This window comes from Streptomyces sp. BE303, from assembly GCF_036290945.1.
Taxonomy (GTDB): domain Bacteria; phylum Actinomycetota; class Actinomycetes; order Streptomycetales; family Streptomycetaceae; genus Kitasatospora.
In genome coordinates, this window is the sequence record NZ_JAQYWZ010000485.1 from 88,646 (window position 1) to 104,688 (window position 16,043).

The 16,043-nt window shown below is 71.6% G+C and carries 15 protein-coding genes; 9 read left to right on the plus strand and 6 right to left on the minus strand.

Features of this window, described 5'->3' with window-relative positions:
• The first annotated feature begins 16 nt into the window (after window positions 1-16).
• The 7 genes from PUR56_RS10195 (at window position 17) to PUR56_RS10225 (ending at window position 6,396) form a co-directional block, all read left to right on the plus strand.
• On the plus strand, window positions 17-1,147 hold the full coding sequence (locus PUR56_RS10195) for a gluconeogenesis factor YvcK family protein (protein ID WP_443034469.1): 1,131 nt from the start codon (window positions 17-19) through the stop codon (window positions 1,145-1,147).
• On the plus strand, window positions 1,138-2,118 hold the full coding sequence (gene whiA, locus PUR56_RS10200) for a DNA-binding protein WhiA (RefSeq protein ID WP_148642545.1): 981 nt from the start codon (window positions 1,138-1,140) through the stop codon (window positions 2,116-2,118). The genes PUR56_RS10195 and whiA overlap by 10 nt, the downstream gene beginning before the upstream one ends.
• Before the next feature lie 306 nt (window positions 2,119-2,424).
• Window positions 2,425-3,429, plus strand: coding sequence for a type I glyceraldehyde-3-phosphate dehydrogenase (gene gap / locus PUR56_RS10205; protein WP_329876374.1), 1,005 nt, complete (start codon window positions 2,425-2,427; stop codon window positions 3,427-3,429).
• Window positions 3,430-3,580: 151 nt separating this feature from the next.
• Window positions 3,581-4,786, plus strand: a complete 1,206-nt coding sequence (locus PUR56_RS10210) for a phosphoglycerate kinase (protein WP_329948630.1) — start codon at window positions 3,581-3,583, stop codon at window positions 4,784-4,786.
• A 7-nt stretch (window positions 4,787-4,793) separates the two neighbouring features.
• Window positions 4,794-5,579 carry a triose-phosphate isomerase gene (gene tpiA / locus PUR56_RS10215; protein ID WP_329876370.1) on the plus strand — a complete coding sequence of 262 codons (786 nt, stop codon included), beginning with the start codon at window positions 4,794-4,796 and terminating at the stop codon, window positions 5,577-5,579.
• Window positions 5,580-5,666: 87 nt separating this feature from the next.
• Window positions 5,667-5,903, plus strand: coding sequence for a preprotein translocase subunit SecG (secG, locus tag PUR56_RS10220; RefSeq protein ID WP_329876368.1), 237 nt, complete (start codon window positions 5,667-5,669; stop codon window positions 5,901-5,903).
• A 205-nt stretch (window positions 5,904-6,108) separates the two neighbouring features.
• On the plus strand, window positions 6,109-6,396 hold the full coding sequence (locus PUR56_RS10225; RefSeq protein WP_329876448.1) for an RNA polymerase-binding protein RbpA: 288 nt from the start codon (window positions 6,109-6,111) through the stop codon (window positions 6,394-6,396).
• 89 nt (window positions 6,397-6,485) lie between these two features.
• On the opposite strand, the gene pgl is transcribed toward PUR56_RS10225, so the two are convergent.
• From pgl to tkt, 5 genes are all read right to left on the minus strand, one after another.
• Window positions 6,486-7,274, minus strand: a complete 789-nt coding sequence (gene pgl, locus PUR56_RS10230) for a 6-phosphogluconolactonase (RefSeq protein WP_329876366.1) — start codon at window positions 7,272-7,274, stop codon at window positions 6,486-6,488.
• Window positions 7,271-8,374, minus strand: a complete 1,104-nt coding sequence (opcA, locus tag PUR56_RS10235; RefSeq protein WP_329948632.1) for a glucose-6-phosphate dehydrogenase assembly protein OpcA — start codon at window positions 8,372-8,374, stop codon at window positions 7,271-7,273. Before opcA ends, pgl begins: the two co-directional genes overlap by 4 nt.
• The gene (gene zwf, locus PUR56_RS10240) at window positions 8,371-9,927 is read right to left on the minus strand and encodes a glucose-6-phosphate dehydrogenase (protein ID WP_329948691.1); all 1,557 of its coding nucleotides are present in this window, start codon (window positions 9,925-9,927) and stop codon (window positions 8,371-8,373) included. Before zwf ends, opcA begins: the two co-directional genes overlap by 4 nt.
• Window positions 9,928-9,990: 63 nt before the next feature.
• Window positions 9,991-11,130: a transaldolase gene (gene tal / locus PUR56_RS10245; RefSeq protein ID WP_329876363.1), complete on the minus strand. Its 1,140-nt coding sequence runs from the start codon at window positions 11,128-11,130 to the stop codon at window positions 9,991-9,993.
• Between the two features lie 92 nt (window positions 11,131-11,222).
• Window positions 11,223-13,319: a transketolase gene (tkt, locus tag PUR56_RS10250; protein WP_329948633.1), complete on the minus strand. Its 2,097-nt coding sequence runs from the start codon at window positions 13,317-13,319 to the stop codon at window positions 11,223-11,225.
• Window positions 13,320-13,826: 507 nt separating this feature from the next.
• On the opposite strand from tkt, the gene PUR56_RS10255 reads away from it, so the two are divergent.
• Window positions 13,827-14,768: a heme o synthase gene (locus tag PUR56_RS10255; RefSeq protein ID WP_329876359.1), complete on the plus strand. Its 942-nt coding sequence runs from the start codon at window positions 13,827-13,829 to the stop codon at window positions 14,766-14,768.
• 167 nt (window positions 14,769-14,935) lie between these two features.
• Here PUR56_RS10255 and PUR56_RS10260 read toward each other — a convergent pair whose 3' ends face one another.
• Window positions 14,936-15,577, minus strand: coding sequence for a DUF2461 domain-containing protein (locus PUR56_RS10260; RefSeq protein WP_329948634.1), 642 nt, complete (start codon window positions 15,575-15,577; stop codon window positions 14,936-14,938).
• 84 nt (window positions 15,578-15,661) lie between these two features.
• Here PUR56_RS10260 and PUR56_RS10265 point away from each other — a divergent pair, with 84 nt between their 5' ends.
• Window positions 15,662-16,000: a hypothetical protein gene (locus PUR56_RS10265; RefSeq protein WP_329876355.1), complete on the plus strand. Its 339-nt coding sequence runs from the start codon at window positions 15,662-15,664 to the stop codon at window positions 15,998-16,000.
• Window positions 16,001-16,043: the final 43 nt, after the last annotated feature.

Here is a 16,043-nt window from a genome sequence, read left to right on the forward strand (position 1 = left end):
GGAACGCGAGGTAGGTGTGACGGGATACGTGCCCGGGCGGCAGTTTCAGAACAAGACCGCCGACCGGAGTGGGCTCCCGGCCCGGTCCTTCGTGACCGGCCGGTCCCGCTCCGGGGCGGCCCGCACCGGCCCGGCCCGTCCCCACCAGGCGCCCCGGACCAACCAGGCGCCCCGGATCACCGCCCTCGGCGGCGGTCAGGGCCTGTCGGCCTCGCTCTCCGCGCTGCGCCGGCTCACCACCGACCTCACCGCGGTGGTCACCGTCGCGGACGACGGCGGCTCCAGCGGCCGGCTCCGTGAGGAGCTGGGCGTGCTGCCGCCGGGCGACCTCCGCAAGGCGCTGGCCGCGCTCTGCGGCGACGACGAGTGGGGCCGCACCTGGTCCGAGGTGATCCAGCAGCGCTTCACCGGCAGCGGCGAGCTGGGCGGCCACGCCGTCGGCAACCTGCTGATCGTCGCGCTGTGGGAGAAGCTCGGCGACCCGGTCGCCGCCCTGGACTGGGTGGGCCGGCTGCTCAACGTCCAGGGCCGGGTGCTGCCCATGTCGGCCGTCCCGCTCGACATCGAGGCGGTCGTCCGGGGCCACGACCCGGCGTACCCGGCCGAGCTCGCCGCCGTCCGCGGCCAGGCCAGCGTCGCGGTGACCCCGGGCACCGTGCAGTCCGTCCGGCTGGTGCCGGACGAGCCGCCGGCCGTGCCGGAGGCGGTCACCGCCGTCCGCGAGGCGGACTGGGTGGTGCTCGGCCCCGGCTCCTGGTTCACCAGCGTGCTGCCGCACCTGCTGGTTCCCGACCTGGTCAAGGCGCTGGTCGAGACCCGCGCCCGCCGCCTGCTCACCCTGAACCTGGCCCCGCAGCCAGGCGAGACCGAGGGCTTCACCCCGCAGCGCCACCTGGAGGTCATCGCCGACCACGCCCCCGCCCTTGCGGTGGATGCGATCCTGGTGGACGAGCGCGCCGTCACCGGCGGTGCCTTCGGCCAGGCCGACCTGGCGGGCCTGGAGAAGGCCGCCGAGCGGATGGGCGCGGCCCTGGTGCTCGGCCGGGTCGCCCGCACCGACGGCACGCCGCGACACGACCCGGAGCTCTTGGCAGCCGCGTACGACCGGATTTTCCGGACACATGGAAGGATCGGGCCATGGCGATGACTCCAGCGGTGAAGGACGAAATCAGCCGGCTCCCGGTCACCCGGGCCTGCTGCCGCAAGGCGGAGGTGTCGGCGATCCTGCGATTCGCGGGCGGGCTGCACATCGTGAGCGGCCGTATCGTGATCGAGGCGGAGCTGGACACCGGCGCTGCCGCGCGTCGTCTGCGCAAGGACCTGCTGGAGATCTTCGGACACTCCTCGGACCTGGTCGTGATGGCCCCCGGCGGCCTGCGGCGCGGCAGCCGGTACGTGGTCCGGGTGGTCAAGGACGGCGAGCTGCTGGCGCGCCAGACCGGCCTCGTGGACGGCCGCGGTCGCCCGATCCGGGGCCTGCCCCCGGCCGTGGTCTCCGGCGCCACCTGCGACGCCGAGGCGGCCTGGCGCGGGGCCTTCCTGGCACACGGCTCGCTCACCGAGCCCGGCCGGTCCTCGTCGCTGGAGATCACCTGCCCCGGCTCCGAGGCGGCCCTCGCCCTGGTCGGCGCCGCCCGCCGGCTCGGCATCCCGGCCAAGGCCCGTGAGGTGCGCGGCGTGGACCGGGTGGTGATCCGTGACGGCGACGCCATCGGCGCGCTGCTCACCCGCCTCGGCGCCCACGAGTCGGTGCTGGCCTGGGAGGAGCGCCGGATGCGGCGCGAGGTCCGGGCGACCGCCAACCGGCTGGCCAACTTCGACGACGCCAACCTGCGCCGCTCGGCCCGCGCCGCGGTCGCGGCCGGCGCCCGGGTGCAGCGCGCGCTGGAGATCCTCGGCGAGGAGGTGCCGGAGCACCTGGCCGCCGCCGGCCAGCTGCGGATGCAGCACAAGCAGGCCTCGCTGGAGGAGTTGGGCGCCCTCGCCGACCCGCCGCTGACCAAGGACGCGGTGGCCGGCCGGATCCGCCGGCTGCTGGCGATGGCCGACAAGCGTGCCTCCGAGCTCGGCCTGCCGAGCACCGAGGCGAACCTGACGGACGAGATGGCACTCAACTGACTCTTGACGACCGCGCTCGACGGTGATCTCCCCGCCGGTGTCCGTTCCTCGGGCACCGGCGGTGCCGTGTCCGGGGACTGGGACGGCGGCCCGTGCCGGAGGGCCCCGCGGGCCCGGGACCAACTGCCCCGGAGGGCAAGGACGGAAGGCCCGAAGGTGCGTGGAACGCGCGCCACGCCAGGGGTTGCGAAGCGGGCTGATGTGCTCTACCCGGCCTCGGAGGGGTAGGGTCATAGGCGGTCGGGGACATCCCAAATTCCACCCCGTCGGCATAGCGTCCGGCGTACCTAACGAGGAGATCGGTTCGTGACGATCCGGGTAGGCATCAACGGATTCGGCCGCATCGGCCGCAACTTCTTCCGTGCGGTTCAGGCCCAGGGCGCGGACATCGAGATCGTCGGTGTCAACGACCTGACCGACACCAAGACCCTGGCGCACCTGCTCAAGTACGACTCGATCCTGGGCACCTTCCAGGGTGAGGTCTCGCACACCGCCGACAGCATCACCGTCGACGGCAAGACCTTCAAGGTCATCGCCGAGCGTGACCCGGCCAACCTCCCCTGGGGCGAGCTGGGCGTCGACATCGTCATCGAGTCGACCGGCATCTTCACCAAGGCCGAGGCGGCCAAGAAGCACGTCACCGCCGGTGCCAAGAAGGTCATCATCTCGGCGCCCGCCACCGACGAGGACATCACCATCGTCATCGGTGTCAACGACGAGAAGTACGACGCCGAGAAGCACACGGTCATCTCCAACGCCTCCTGCACCACCAACTGTGTGGCGCCGCTGGCCAAGGTGCTGAACGAGAACTTCGGCATCGTCAAGGGTCTGATGACCACGGTGCACGCGTACACCAACGACCAGGTCACCCTGGACTTCCCGCACAAGGACCTGCGTCGCGCCCGCGCCGCGGCCCTCAACATCATCCCGACCTCGACGGGTGCCGCCAAGGCGACCGCCCTGGTCCTGCCCGAGCTCAAGGGCAAGCTGGACGGCACCTCGCTGCGCGTTCCGGTCCCGACCGGTTCGATCACCGACCTGGTCGTCACCCTGGAGCGCGACGTCACCGTCGCCGAGGTCAACGAGGCGTTCAAGAAGGCCTCGGAGACCACCCTCAAGGGCATCCTGCAGTACACCGAGGACCCGATCGTCTCCTCCGACATCGTGAACTCGCCGTTCTCCACGATCTTCGACTCGCTGATGACCATGGTCCAGGGCAACCAGGTCAAGATCTTCGGCTGGTACGACAACGAGTGGGGCTACTCGAACCGCCTCGTCAACCTGACCACCCTCGTCGGTGACCGGCTCTGACGCAGCGGGAGCTGATGTGAAGTAGGGGGGAGGGCCCGGAAGGCATGTGCGACGCCGTCCGGGCCCTCCGTCTGCGCACCCTCAACTCCCCTTTGACGGCCCGCCGTTGTGCCGTCGCCTGCTCCACCTTCTCGCCAGGAGACCGAAGACCGTGAAGACCATCGAAGACCTGGACGTCGCCGGCCGACGCGTGTTCGTCCGCGCGGACCTGAACGTGCCGCTGTCCGGCGCCACGATCACCGACGACGGCCGGATCCGCGCCGTCGCCCCGACCATCGCCAAGCTCGTCGAGCGCGGAGCGAAGGTCGTCGTCGCCTCCCACCTCGGCCGCCCCAAGGGCGAGCCGGACCCGCAGTTCTCCCTCGCGCCGGTGGCCGTCCGCCTCGGCGAGATCCTCGGCACGCCGGTCGCGTTCGCGACCGACACCGTGGGTGAGAGCGCGAAGGCCACCGTCGCCGCCCTGGCCGACGGCGAGGTCACGCTGCTCGAGAACCTGCGGTTCAACGCCGGGGAGACCAGCAAGGACGACGCCGAGCGCGGCGCCTTCGCCGACCAGCTGGCGGACCTCGCCGACCTCTACGTCGGCGACGGCTTCGGTGCGGTGCACCGCAAGCACGCCTCGGTGTTCGACCTGCCGGCCCGCCTGCCGCACGCGGTCGGCGACCTGATCGCCACCGAGGTCGGCGTGCTCAAGCGCCTCACCGAGGAGGTCGAGCGCCCGTACGTGGTGGTGCTCGGCGGCTCCAAGGTCTCCGACAAGGTCGGCGTGATCGACAACCTGCTCGGCAAGGCCGACCGCATCCTGATCGGCGGCGGCATGGCGTACACCTTCCTCAAGGCCAAGGGCCACGAGGTCGGCATCTCGCTGCTGCAGGAGGACCAGATCCCGACGGTGCTGGACTACCTGAAGCGCGGCGAGGAGAGCGGCGTCGAGTTCGTGCTGCCGGTGGACGTCGCGATCTCCGGGTCGTTCCCCGACACCAAGACGTTCGCGCCGGTCGAGGACTTCGAGGTCGTGGGCGCCGACGGTATCCCGGCCGACAAGGAGGGCCTGGACATCGGCCCCAGGACCCGCGAGCTGTTCGCGGCGAAGCTGGCCGACGCGAAGACGGTGTTCTGGAACGGTCCCGTGGGCGTCTTCGAGCACCCGGCCTTCGCCGAGGGCACCAAGGCCGTCGCCCAGGCCCTGGTCGACGGCGACGCGTTCTCCGTGGTCGGTGGCGGTGACTCCGCCGCGGCCGTCCGTATCCTGGGCTTCGACGAGACGAAGTTCGGGCACATCTCGACCGGCGGTGGCGCGAGCCTCGAGTACCTGGAGGGCAAGACCCTTCCCGGTCTCGCCGCCCTGGAAGGCTGACAACGCAATGACTGAGCGTCTCCCGCTGATGGCGGGCAACTGGAAGATGAACCTCAACCACCTCGAGGCCATCCAGCACACCCAGAAGCTGGCCTTCGCGCTGGCCGACAAGGACTACGAGTCGGTCGAGGTGGCCGTCCTCGTGCCGTTCACCGACCTCCGCTCGGTGCAGACCCTGGTCGACGGCGACAAGCTGAAGATCAAGTACGGCTCGCAGGACATCTCGCAGCACGACTCCGGTGCCTACACCGGCGAGATCTCCGGCCCGATGCTGGCCAAGCTCAAGTGCACCTACGCGGTGATCGGCCACTCGGAGCGCCGCCAGTACCACGGCGAGAACGAGGAGATCGTCAACGCCAAGGTGAAGGCCGCCTACCGTGCCGGGATCACCCCGATCCTCTGCATCGGCGAGCCGCTGGAGATCCGCAAGGCCGGCACCCACGTCGAGTACACCCTGGCCCAGCTCGACGGCGGCCTGCAGGGCGTCCCGGCCGACCAGGCCGAGTCCGTCGTGGTCGCCTACGAGCCGGTCTGGGCGATCGGCACCGGCGAGGTGGCGACCCCCGAGGACGCCCAGGAGGTCTGCGCCGCCATCCGCGCGCGGATCGCCGAGCTGTACGACGCCGAGCTGGCCGGGAAGGTCCGCGTGCTCTACGGCGGTTCGGTCAAGTCCTCCAGCGCGGCCGGCCTGATGGCCAAGCCGGACGTCGACGGCGGCCTGGTCGGCGGTGCCTCGCTGGACGCCGACGAGTTCGTCAAGATCGTGCGGTACCGTGACCAGGCAGTAGGCTAACGCCGCCGCAGCAACGTAGGCTTTGGGGCCGGGCCGCCGTACGCGGCCCGGCCCCTTCGCCGAAGATACGAGAGAGTTGGTCCCGTCGTGGTTATCGGGTTCTCGATTGCCCTGATCGTCTTCAGCCTGCTGATGATCCTCCTGGTGCTGCTGCACAAGGGGAAGGGCGGCGGCCTGTCGGACATGTTCGGCGGCGGCGCGATGTCGACCGGTGGCGGCTCGGCGGTGGCCGAGCGCAACCTGGACCGCATCACGATCGTGGTCGGGCTCGGCTGGTTCGCGTCCATCATGGTGCTCGGCCTGGTCATGAAGTACAAGAGCTGACGTACCTCTGACGCCCCGTCGCCCCGCGGCCTATGCTGGAACGGTCCGGGGCGGAGCCGGTGATGGCGCAACCTTAACTCCTGCTTACACTAGGACGACTTTCGCCACCGACGCGCATCGCGGCGGGTCGGCGCACCAGCACGCAGGGAGTCAGACCGTGGCAAGTGGCAACGCCATCCGTGGCAGCAGGGTCGGAGCCGGCCCGATGGGTGAGGCGGAGCGTGGCGAGTCCGCCCCCCGCAACCGGATCACCTTCTGGTGTGCCAACAAGCACGAGACCCGTCCGAGCTTCGCTGCCGAAGCGGTCATCCCGGAGACCTGGGACTGCCCGCGGTGCGGGTTCCCGGCCGGCCAGGACGAGCACAACCCGCCCGCCCCGTCCCGCAACGAGCCGTACAAGACCCACCTCGCCTACGTCCGCGAGCGGCGCACCGACGCCGACGGCGAGGCGATCCTCGCCGAGGCGCTGGCCAAGCTCCGGGGCGAGATCTGAGCCACGGGTCGCAACCGCCCGGCTGCGGGCGACGAGCAACGCCGAAGGGCGTCACCGTTCGGGAGAACGGTGACGCCCTTCGCGCATGCTCAGGCCGAGGCCGGGGGGTAGAGCTGGGGCGGCAGTTGGGCCGCCGCGGAACGGTCCAGCAGCCACAGCGTGCGCCCGCGCCCGTACGCGCCGGAGGCGGGCGCCTGGAGCTCGCCGGGGCCGGACAGGGCCAGCGCGACCGCGCCCGCCTTGTCCTCGCCCGCCGCCAGCAGCCAGACCTCGCGGGCCTCCCGGATCGCCGGGAGGGTGAGCGAGATCCGGGTCGGCGGGGGCTTGGGCGCGCCGCGCACGCCGACCACCGTCAGTGCGGTCTCCCGGACGCCGGGGTGCTCGGGGAAGAGCGAGGCGACGTGGGTGTCCGGGCCGACGCCGAGCAGCAGCACGTCGAAGGCGGGGACACCGAGCCGGTCGCCGGGACCGGCCGCCTTCGCCAGCTCCTCCGCGTAGCGCGCGGCGGCGGCCTCGACGTCCGAGCCGTCCACGCCGTCCGACGCGGGCATCTCGTGCACCCGCGCCGGGTCGAGCGGGACGGCGTCCAGCAGCTCGGCCCGGGCCTGGACGGCGTTGCGGTCCGGGTCGGCGGCGGCCACGAACCGCTCGTCGCCCCACCAGAGGTCGAGCCGGGCCCAGTCGACCGCGTCCCGAGCCGGGGAGGCGGCGATGGCGGCCAGCAGGGCGTTGCCGTTGCGTCCGCCGGTGAGCACCACCGAGGCGGTGCCGCGGGCGGACTGGGCGTCCACGATCCGGGTGATCAGCCGGGCCGCGGCCGCCTGGGCCATCAGCTCCTTGTCCCGGTGGACGACCAGCTGCGGGGTGGCGGCCGTCATGCCTCCGCCTTCTTGGCACCGCGCTTGCCGGCCGGCTTCTTCGCCGGAGCGGGGGCCGGAGCAGGGGCGGGTGCGGGGGCCTCGGCGGCCACCGCGGCCCCGGCGGCCTCCGCCACGGCCTCCTCGGCGACCTTGTCGGCCACCTCGGCCCGCGCGGCCGACTCGGCGGCGGTCGGTTCGAGCAGCCGGTCCACCGGCGTGCGCACGGCCGCCGCGTAGATGTCGTCCGGGTCGAGCCGGCGCAGTTCCTCGGCGATCAGCTCCGAGGTCTCGCGGCGCTTCAGCGCCACCTGGCGGTCCGGCGAGCCGGGCATGGAGAGCGTGCCCATCAGGCCGTCCGGGCGGTCCAGGGTGATGTCCCCGTCCGTGGTGCGCAGGTGCACCGCGGTGATGCCCGGGCCGTTGGTGACGACCCGTTCGACGGGCACGTGCAGCCGGGTGTGCAACCAGAGGCCGAGCAGCTCGACGCTGGGGTTGTACGGCTCGCCCTCGACCACCGCGGAGGTGATCGTGGACGGCCGCTGGTCCAGCGCGGCGGCCAGCATCGAGCGCCAGCCGGTGATCCGGGTCCAGGCCAGGTCGGTGTCGCCCGGGGTGTAGCTCTGGGCGCGCTGGGCGAGCTGGCCGACCGGGGACTCGGCGGTGACCGCGTCGGTGATCCGGCGCTGGGCGATCGAGCCCAGCGGGTCCTGCGCCGGGTGCAGCGGCGCATTCTCCGGCCACCAGACCACGACCGGGGCGTCCGGCAGCAGCAGCGGCAGGGCGACCGACTGCGCGTGCGAGACCAGCTCGCCGTGCATGCGCAGGATGACCGTTTCGCCGGAGCCGGCGTCGGAGCCGACCAGGATCTCGGCGTCCAGGCGGGTCTCGGCGCGGGCCCGGGGCGAACGCCCGGCGCGCTTGATGACCGCCAGGGTGCGCGAGGGGTGCTCGCGGGAGGCGTCGTTGGCGGCCTTGAGGGCGTCGTACGCGCTGCCCTCGTCGGTCACGATCACCAGGGTGAGCACCATGCCGGCAGCGGTGGAACCGCTGGCCCGGCGCGCCTCCATCAGGGCGGCGTTGATCTTGCTGGACGTGGTGTTCGTAAGGTCGATCTTCATGGCCGGCGCCAGCTCCTGCCGTCTCGTGCGAGCATCTCGTCAGCCTCGGCCGGTCCCCAGGTGCCGGCCGGGTACTGCGCGGGCTTGCCGTGCGCGTCCCAGAACCTCTCGATCGGGTCGAGGATCTGCCAGGACAGCTCGACCTCCTGGTGGCGCGGGAACAGGTTGGCGTCCCCGAGCAGCACGTCGAGGATGAGCCGCTCGTACGCCTCGGGGGACGACTCGGTGAAGGACTCGCCGTAGGCGAAGTCCATCGTGACGTCGCGGACCTCGAAGGAGGTGCCCGGCACCTTGGAGCCGAACCGCACGGTGACGCCCTCGTCCGGCTGGACCCGGATGACCAGGGCGTTCTGCCCCAGCTCCTCGGTCGCGTAGGAGTCGAACGGCAGGTACGGGGCGCGCTGGAAGACCACCGCGATCTCGGTGACCCGACGGCCCAGCCGCTTGCCGGTCCGCAGGTAGAACGGCACACCCGCCCAGCGGCGGTTGTTGATCTCCAGCTTGATGGCCGCGTAGGTGTCCGTCTTGGAGTCCGGGTTGATGCCGTCCTCGTCGAGGTAGCCGACGACCTCCTCGCCGCCCTGCCAGCCGGACGCGTACTGGCCGCGCACGGTGTGCTTGCCGAGGTCGGCCGGGAGCTTGACGGCGCTGAGCACCTTGAGCTTCTCGGCCACCAGCGCCTTCGGGTGGAAGGACGCCGGCTCCTCGATGGCGGTGAGCGCCATCAGCTGGAGCAGGTGGTTCTGGATGACGTCCCGGGCCGAGCCGATGCCGTCGTAGTAGCCGGCCCGGCCGCCGATGCCGATGTCCTCCGCCATGGTGATCTGCACGTGGTCGACGTACGACCGGTTCCAGATCGGCTCGAACATCTGGTTGGCGAAGCGGAGCGCCAGGATGTTCTGGACGGTCTCCTTGCCCAGGTAGTGGTCGATCCGGAAGACCTCGTCCCGGGGGAAGACCTCGTGGACGATCCGGTTCAGCTCCTGGGCGGACTCCAGGTCGTGGCCGAAGGGCTTCTCGATGACGGCGCGGCGCCAGGAACCCTGGGGCGGGTCGGCCAGGCCGTGCTTCTTCAGCTGCTGGACGACGGTCGGGAAGAACTTCGGCGGGACGGAGAGGTAGAAGGCGAAGTTGCCGCCGGTGCCCTGCGCCTTGTCCAGCTCCTCGATGGTCGCGCGGAGCTTGTCGAAGGCGTCGTCGTCGTCGAAGTCGCCCTGGACGAAGCGCATGCCCTTGGCGAGCTGCTGCCAGACCTCCTCGCGGAAGGGGGTGCGGGCGTGGTCCTTGACCGCGTCGTGCACCTCCTTGGCGAAGTCCTCGTCCTCCCACTCGCGGCGGGCGAAGCCGACGAGCGAGAAGCCCGGCGGCAGCAGGCCGCGGTTGGCCAGGTCGTAGATGGCCGGCATCAGCTTCTTGCGGGACAGGTCGCCGGTGACCCCGAAGATGACCAGGCCGGACGGCCCCGCGATGCGCGGGAGCCGCCGGTCGGTGGGGTCACGAAGCGGGTTGACGGGGGCCGGCGTGGGGTCGCCTGCGTCCGAGTCCGACGTCAACTCAGGGAAGTCAGTGCTCACTTGATGAACTCCGCTTTCGTGCGCTGGCTGTGTGAGCAGGGGTCACTTCTCGCCGGCGAAGGAGGCCAGCGAAGCGGTGACGGTGTCGAGCAGCTCGTTCCAGGACTGCTCGAACTTCTCCACGCCCTCGTCCTCCAGGACCTGCACGACGTCGTCGTAGTCCACGCCGGCGGCGGCGATGGCGTCCATGACGGCCTTGGCGTCGGCGTAGTGGGGGACGATGGTGCCGCCGGTGACCACGCCGTGGTCGCCGGTCGCCTCAAGGGTGGCCTCGGGCATGGTGTTGACGGTGCCCGGGGCGACCAGCTCGGTGACGTACAGGGTGTCCGGCAGGGCCGGGTCCTTGACGCCGGTGGAGGCCCAGAGCGGGCGCTGCGGCTTGGCGCCGGCGGCCTCCAGGGCGCGCCAGCGGTCGCTGCCGGCGGTCTTGGCGTCGACGCTGCCGAAGACCTCCTCGTACGCCTGGTAGGCGAGGCGGGCGTTGGCGAGCGCGGCCTTGGAACGGAGGTCCCGGGCGTCGCCGCCGATCTTGTCCAGGCGCTTGTCGATCTCCGTGTCGACACGGGACACGAAGAAGGACGCGACCGACTCGATCTGCGAGAGGTCCAGGCCCTTGGCCTTGGCGGCCTCCAGACCGGTCAGGTAGGCGTCGATGACGGCCTTGTAGCGCTCCAGCGAGAAGATCAGCGTGACGTTGACGCTGATGCCCCTGCCGATGACCTCGCCGATCGCGGGCAGGCCGGCCCTGGTCGCGGGGATCTTGATGAACACGTTCGGGCGGTCGACCAGCCACCACAGCTGCTTCGCCTCGGCGACGGTGGCGGCGGTCTCGTGGGCGAGCCGCGGGTCGACCTCGATGGAGACCCGGCCGTCACGGCCGTTCGAGGCGTCGTAGACCGGGCGCAGCACGTCGGCGGCGTCCCGCACGTCCGAGGTGGTGATCATGCGGACGGCCTCGTCCGTGGTGACCTTGCGGACGGCGAGGTCGCGCAGCTGGCCGTCGTAGGAGGAGTCCCCGCCGCCGATGGCCTTCTGGAAGATGGTCGGGTTGGTGGTGACGCCCACCACGTGCTTGTGCTGCACCAGCTCGGCGAGGTTGCCGCTGTTGAGGCGCTTGCGGCTGAGGTCGTCCAGCCAGATCGCCACGCCTTCGTCGCTGAGGCGCTTCAGTGCGTCAGTCATGGTGCTTCAGTCCTTCGTCCGTGTATCCGTGGGGTCCTCGGGTGCCGGCCGGGCGCCCGGTGTGCGGTCGGGCGCCCGGCCGGCGGCTGCCGTCAGCGGTTGACGGCTTCCAGCGAACGCAGCGCGATGTGGGCCTCGGCGACGACGCGCTCGGCGGTCAGGCCGAACTCCTCGAAGAGGACCTGGTAGTCGGCGGAGGCACCGAAGTGCTCCAGCGACACGATCCGGCCGTGGTCGCCCACCAGCTCGCGCCAGCCCTGGGCGATGCCGGCCTCGACCGAGACGCGGGCCTTGACCGACGGCGGCAGCACGCTGTCGCGGTAGGCCTGGTCCTGCTCCTGGAACCACTCGAAGGACGGCAGCGAGACGACGCGGGTGGCGACGCCCTCGGCCTCCAGGACCTCGCGGGCCCTGACGGCCAGCTGGACCTCGGAGCCGGTGCCCAGCAGGATCACCTGCGGGTCGCCGGTGGACGCCTCGGCGAGGACGTAGCCGCCCTTCGCGGTGCCCTCGGCGGAGCCGAACACCGTGCGGTCGAAGGTCGGGACGTTCTGGCGGGTGAGTGCCAGGCCGACCGGGCCGGGGTGGCTGCTGTGACGCTCCAGGACCGTGCGCCAGGCGACGGCGGTCTCGTTGGCGTCGGCCGGGCGGACCATGGACAGACCCGGGATGGCGCGCAGCGAGGCCAGGTGCTCGACCGGCTGGTGGGTCGGGCCGTCCTCGCCGAGGCCGATGGAGTCGTGCGTCCACACGTAGGTGACCGGCAGCTTCATCAGCGCGGCGAGGCGGACGGCCGGGCGCATGTAGTCGGCGAACACCAGGAAGGTGCCGCCGAAGACGCGGGTCCCGCCGTGCAACGCGATGCCGTTCATGGTCGAACCCATGGCGTGCTCGCGGATGCCGAAGTGGATGGTCCGGCCGTACGGGCTCGCCGACTTCAGCGGGTTGCCCTCGGGGAGGAAGGAGCTGTCCTCGTCGATGGTGGTGAGGTTGGACTCGGCGAGGTCGGCCGAGCCGCCCCACAGCTCCGGGATCACCGCGCCGAAGGCCTTCAGGGCCTCGCCGCTGGCCTTGCGGGTGGCGACGGCCTTGCCGGCCTCGAAGACGGGCTGCGCCTTCTTCCAGCCCTCGGGCAGTTCGCCGGCCTCGATGCGGTCGAACTCGGCGGCGCGCTGCGGGTGGGCGGCACGCCAGGCGTCGAACGACTGCTCCCACTCGGTGCGGGCGGCCTTGCCGCGCTTGATCACCAGGCGGGCGTGCTCGATGACCTTGTCGCTCACCTCGAAGGTCTTCTCCGGGTCGAAGCCCAGGACCTTCTTGGTGGCGGCGATCTCGGCGCCGCCGAGCGCGGAGCCGTGCGCCTTGGCGGTGTTTTGGGCGTCCGGGGCCGGCCAGGCGATGATCGTGCGCATGGCGATCATCGACGGGCGGGAGGTCTCGGCCTTGGCGGCGGCCAGCGCTTCGGCGAGCGCCGCCACGTCGATGTCGCCGTTGGCCTTCGGGGAGACCCGCTGGACGTGCCAGCCGTACGCCTCGTAGCGCTTGAGGACGTCCTCGGAGAAGGCCGTCTCGGTGTCGCCCTCGATCGAGATGTGGTTGTCGTCGTAGAGCGCGACCAGGTTGCCCAGCTTCTGGTGGCCGGCCAGCGAGGAGGCCTCCGCGGAGATGCCCTCCTCCAGGTCACCGTCGGAGACGATGGCCCAGACGGTGTGGTCGAACGGCGACTCGCCGGCCGGGGCGTCCGGGTCGAAGAGGCCGCGCTCGAAGCGGGCCGCCATCGCCATGCCCACGGCGTTGCCGATGCCCTGGCCGAGCGGGCCGGTGGTGGTCTCGACGCCCGCGGTGTGACCGTGCTCCGGGTGACCCGGGGTGCGGCTGCCGGCGACCCGGAAGGCCTTGAGGTCGTCCAGCTCCAGGCCGTAGCCGGAGAAGTAGAGCTGGGTGTAGAGGGTCAGGCTGGTGTGTCCCGGAGAGAGGACGAACCGGTCGCGGCCGACCCAGGCGGGGTCGGTCGGGTCGTGGCGCAGGAAGCGCTGGAAGATCAGGTACGCCGCGGGGGCCAGCGACATGGCCGTCCCGGGATGCCCGTTACCGACCTTCTGGACCGCGTCCATGGCCAGAACGCGGGCCGTGTCGACCGTCCGCTCGTCGAGGTCGGACCACTCGAATGAATTCGGCGTCGTGCTCACCCTGTCTCAGGGCTCCTTCCATTGTGAAGAGTGACCCCGTGAGGGACCGGGTCGGCCACGTCGCTGGGGCCGGACGCTGGGTGGTGCCGGTCACGGAGGGTAGATCCCGCTTCTTTGGGCGAGCCTACCGTCCGGGCGAGGCTCACCCTCCGTGGTGGGACAACTCAGGCATGTTGGTCCCCATTCCCCGTCCCCTCCCCGTCCGCGATTCCCCGCGGACGGCCGGATCCTTTGTCCACCCTCGCCCGGATTGGGGAGGTTCGCCTCTCCGGGGCCCGGGTGGCGGGCGGTCACCCTGCGGATGGGTCCGCGGACCGGGCCGGAGGCATCGGTCCAGGCCCGGGCGGCCGGGTTCACCCGGCGGTGTGCGTTCCGCCCCGCCGGGGCACCCCGGGGCCGGTGGGGAGATATGGAGCGTCTAAGGTGGCGTGGTACGCGCAGAGCGGACGATTCGGGAACAACGTTCCGGTGGCCGCCTGTGAGGATTCATCTTCAGTTGGGGTGTTAGTGACCGCCGTCGAATCCCGTCCCGCCGGGGTCACCGGGGCGACGCCTGCGCAACGGCCGTTCGGGGCCCGTGTCGGCGCCTTCGTCGCACTGACCAAACCGCGGATCATCGAGCTGCTGCTGATCACCACCGTGCCGGTGATGTTCCTGGCGCAGCGCGGTGTTCCGGACCTGCTGCTGGTGCTGAAGGTGGTCATCGGCGGTTACCTCTCGGCGGGTGGCGCCAACGCCCTCAACATGTACATCGACCGTGACATCGACGCGGTGATGTCCCGGACGGAGCGCCGCCCGCTCGTGACCGGCATGGTGTCGCCGCGCGAGGCGCTGGTCTTCGGCATCGCCCTCGCGGTCGGGTCGACGCTCTGGCTGGGCGCCCTGGTCAACTGGCTCGCGTCGGCGCTCGCGCTGGGTGCACTGCTGTTCTACGTGTTCGTCTACACGCTCGGACTGAAGCGCCGCACCGCGCAGAACATCGTCTGGGGCGGCATCGCGGGCTGCATGCCGGTCTTCGTCGGCTGGGCGGCCGTCACCAACACGGTCTCCTGGTCGGCGCTGGTGCTCTTCCTGGTGATCTTCTTCTGGACGCCGCCGCACTACTGGCCGCTGTCGATGAAGGTCCGCGAGGACTACGCGCGGGCCGGCGTGCCGATGCTGCCGGTGGTCAAGGGCAACCTGGCCGTCGCCAGGCAGATCGTCGCCTACTCCTGGGTGATGGTGGCCGTCTCGCTGGCGCTCTGGCCGCTCGCCGACACCAGCTGGCTCTACCCCGTCTCGGCGGTGGTGCTGGGCGCCGCGTGGCTGAAGGAGGCGCACGCGCTGCACGCCCGGGCCAAGGCCGGGATGGTCGGCGCCAAGCTGAAGGAGATGCGGCTGTTCCACTGGTCGATCACCTACCTGACGCTGCTGTTCGTCGTGATCGCGGTGGACCCCTTCGTGAAGTGAGTCCCGCGCCGTGCCGAAGGGCCCCGGTCCGCATCTGCGGACCGGGGCCCTTCGGCGTGCACGGGGTGTCCGCGGCGGCTGCCGCCTCCCGCCCGTCCTCCGGCCCGTCCTCTCGCCGGTCTTCTCGGCCGTCGGCCGTCGCCGGTCGTCCGCGGCCGGTCGGCCGCTCAGCGGGCGGGGAGCTCGGACGGGCCGACGTGGCCGTCCAGCCAGTCCCTGAGGGGCTGGGAGACGCGCAGGAAGGCGGTGATCCTGCCGTAGGCGTCCGGGGTGCCCAGCCAGGGCTCCGGAGCCCACTCCTGCCACGCGACCAGTCCCTTGTGGCGGAGCAGTCCGATCCGCGGGTGGTCCTTGGGGTAGCCGCGCGGGGCGGACTTCAGCGAGTCCCGGCCGACCACCTGCGGCCCGGCCTTCCGGACCCGGGCGACCACCCGCTCCAGCTCGGCACCGGCGACGTCCTCGGCGACGGCCGTCCGGTACCGCTCCAGCTGGTCGGGGGCGAGCTGGTACATCCCGTTGCCGCAGGCCAGGCCGTCGGCGGAGAGCTGGACGTAGCCGCCGGCCGCCAGGTGGGCCCCGATGTGCGTCTTGTACGGGGACTTGTCGGCGCTGAACCGGACGTCGCGGTTGGGGCGGAAGATCTTCCCCGGCCCGAACTCGGGTTCCAGCTCGGCCAGCAGTCGCTCCATCGGCTCCCGTACGGCGTGCTCGTACCGGGCCTTGTGGGACTGCCAGAAGGTCTTGGAGTTGTCCGCCTCCAGGTGCTCGTAGAAGTCGAGCGCCTCGGCGGGCCAGCCATCGAAGGTCACCGCACCAGTATGTCGCCCGGTGTGTGGCCCGGGGCACAGCCCGCTCCCGTCGCCAGCCCCGCTACCGCTCGGTAGCATGCGGGCATGAGCAGCGCAGAGACCGCCACCACCGCCGCGCCGGACGCCCGCGCCGAGCGCCGCGCCAAGCGCATCGCCAAGAGCCTCACCGCCTTCGCCCGGCAGCACGGCGGCAGCGCCGACGGCGTCGTCGAGTACGTCGGCGCGGTCGCCACCCGCATCGTGGTGGTCGGCGCGGACGGCGCCTGGGGCGACCAGGTCGCGCCGAGCTACGCGGTCGGCCGCCGGGCCGCCGAGCTGGCCGGGGTCACCCTGCACGACTCCTTCGAGGGCGAGCTCGCCCTCAAGGTGAAGACCGGCCCGTACGAGTGGAAGCGCATGGCGGGCATCCAGATCGGCGGCTGACCCCGCCCCGGCCCGCGCGAAGGGCCCCGGTCCGTGGACGGAA

Bases quoted from the DNA above. Each gene is read 5' to 3' on its own strand.
- whiA (WP_148642545.1), top strand. From the start codon at position 1,138: ATGGCGATGACTCCAGCGGTGAAGGACGAAATCAGCCGGCTCCCGGTC.
- tpiA (WP_329876370.1), top strand. From the start codon at position 4,794: ATGACTGAGCGTCTCCCGCTGATGGCGGGCAACTGGAAGATGAACCTC.
- PUR56_RS10225 (WP_329876448.1), top strand. From the start codon at position 6,109: ATGGGTGAGGCGGAGCGTGGCGAGTCCGCCCCCCGCAACCGGATCACC.
- pgl (WP_329876366.1), bottom strand. From the start codon at position 7,274: ATGACGGCCGCCACCCCGCAGCTGGTCGTCCACCGGGACAAGGAGCTG.
- opcA (WP_329948632.1), bottom strand. From the start codon at position 8,374: ATGAAGATCGACCTTACGAACACCACGTCCAGCAAGATCAACGCCGCC.
- tal (WP_329876363.1), bottom strand. From the start codon at position 11,130: ATGACTGACGCACTGAAGCGCCTCAGCGACGAAGGCGTGGCGATCTGG.
- PUR56_RS10265 (WP_329876355.1), top strand. From the start codon at position 15,662: ATGAGCAGCGCAGAGACCGCCACCACCGCCGCGCCGGACGCCCGCGCC.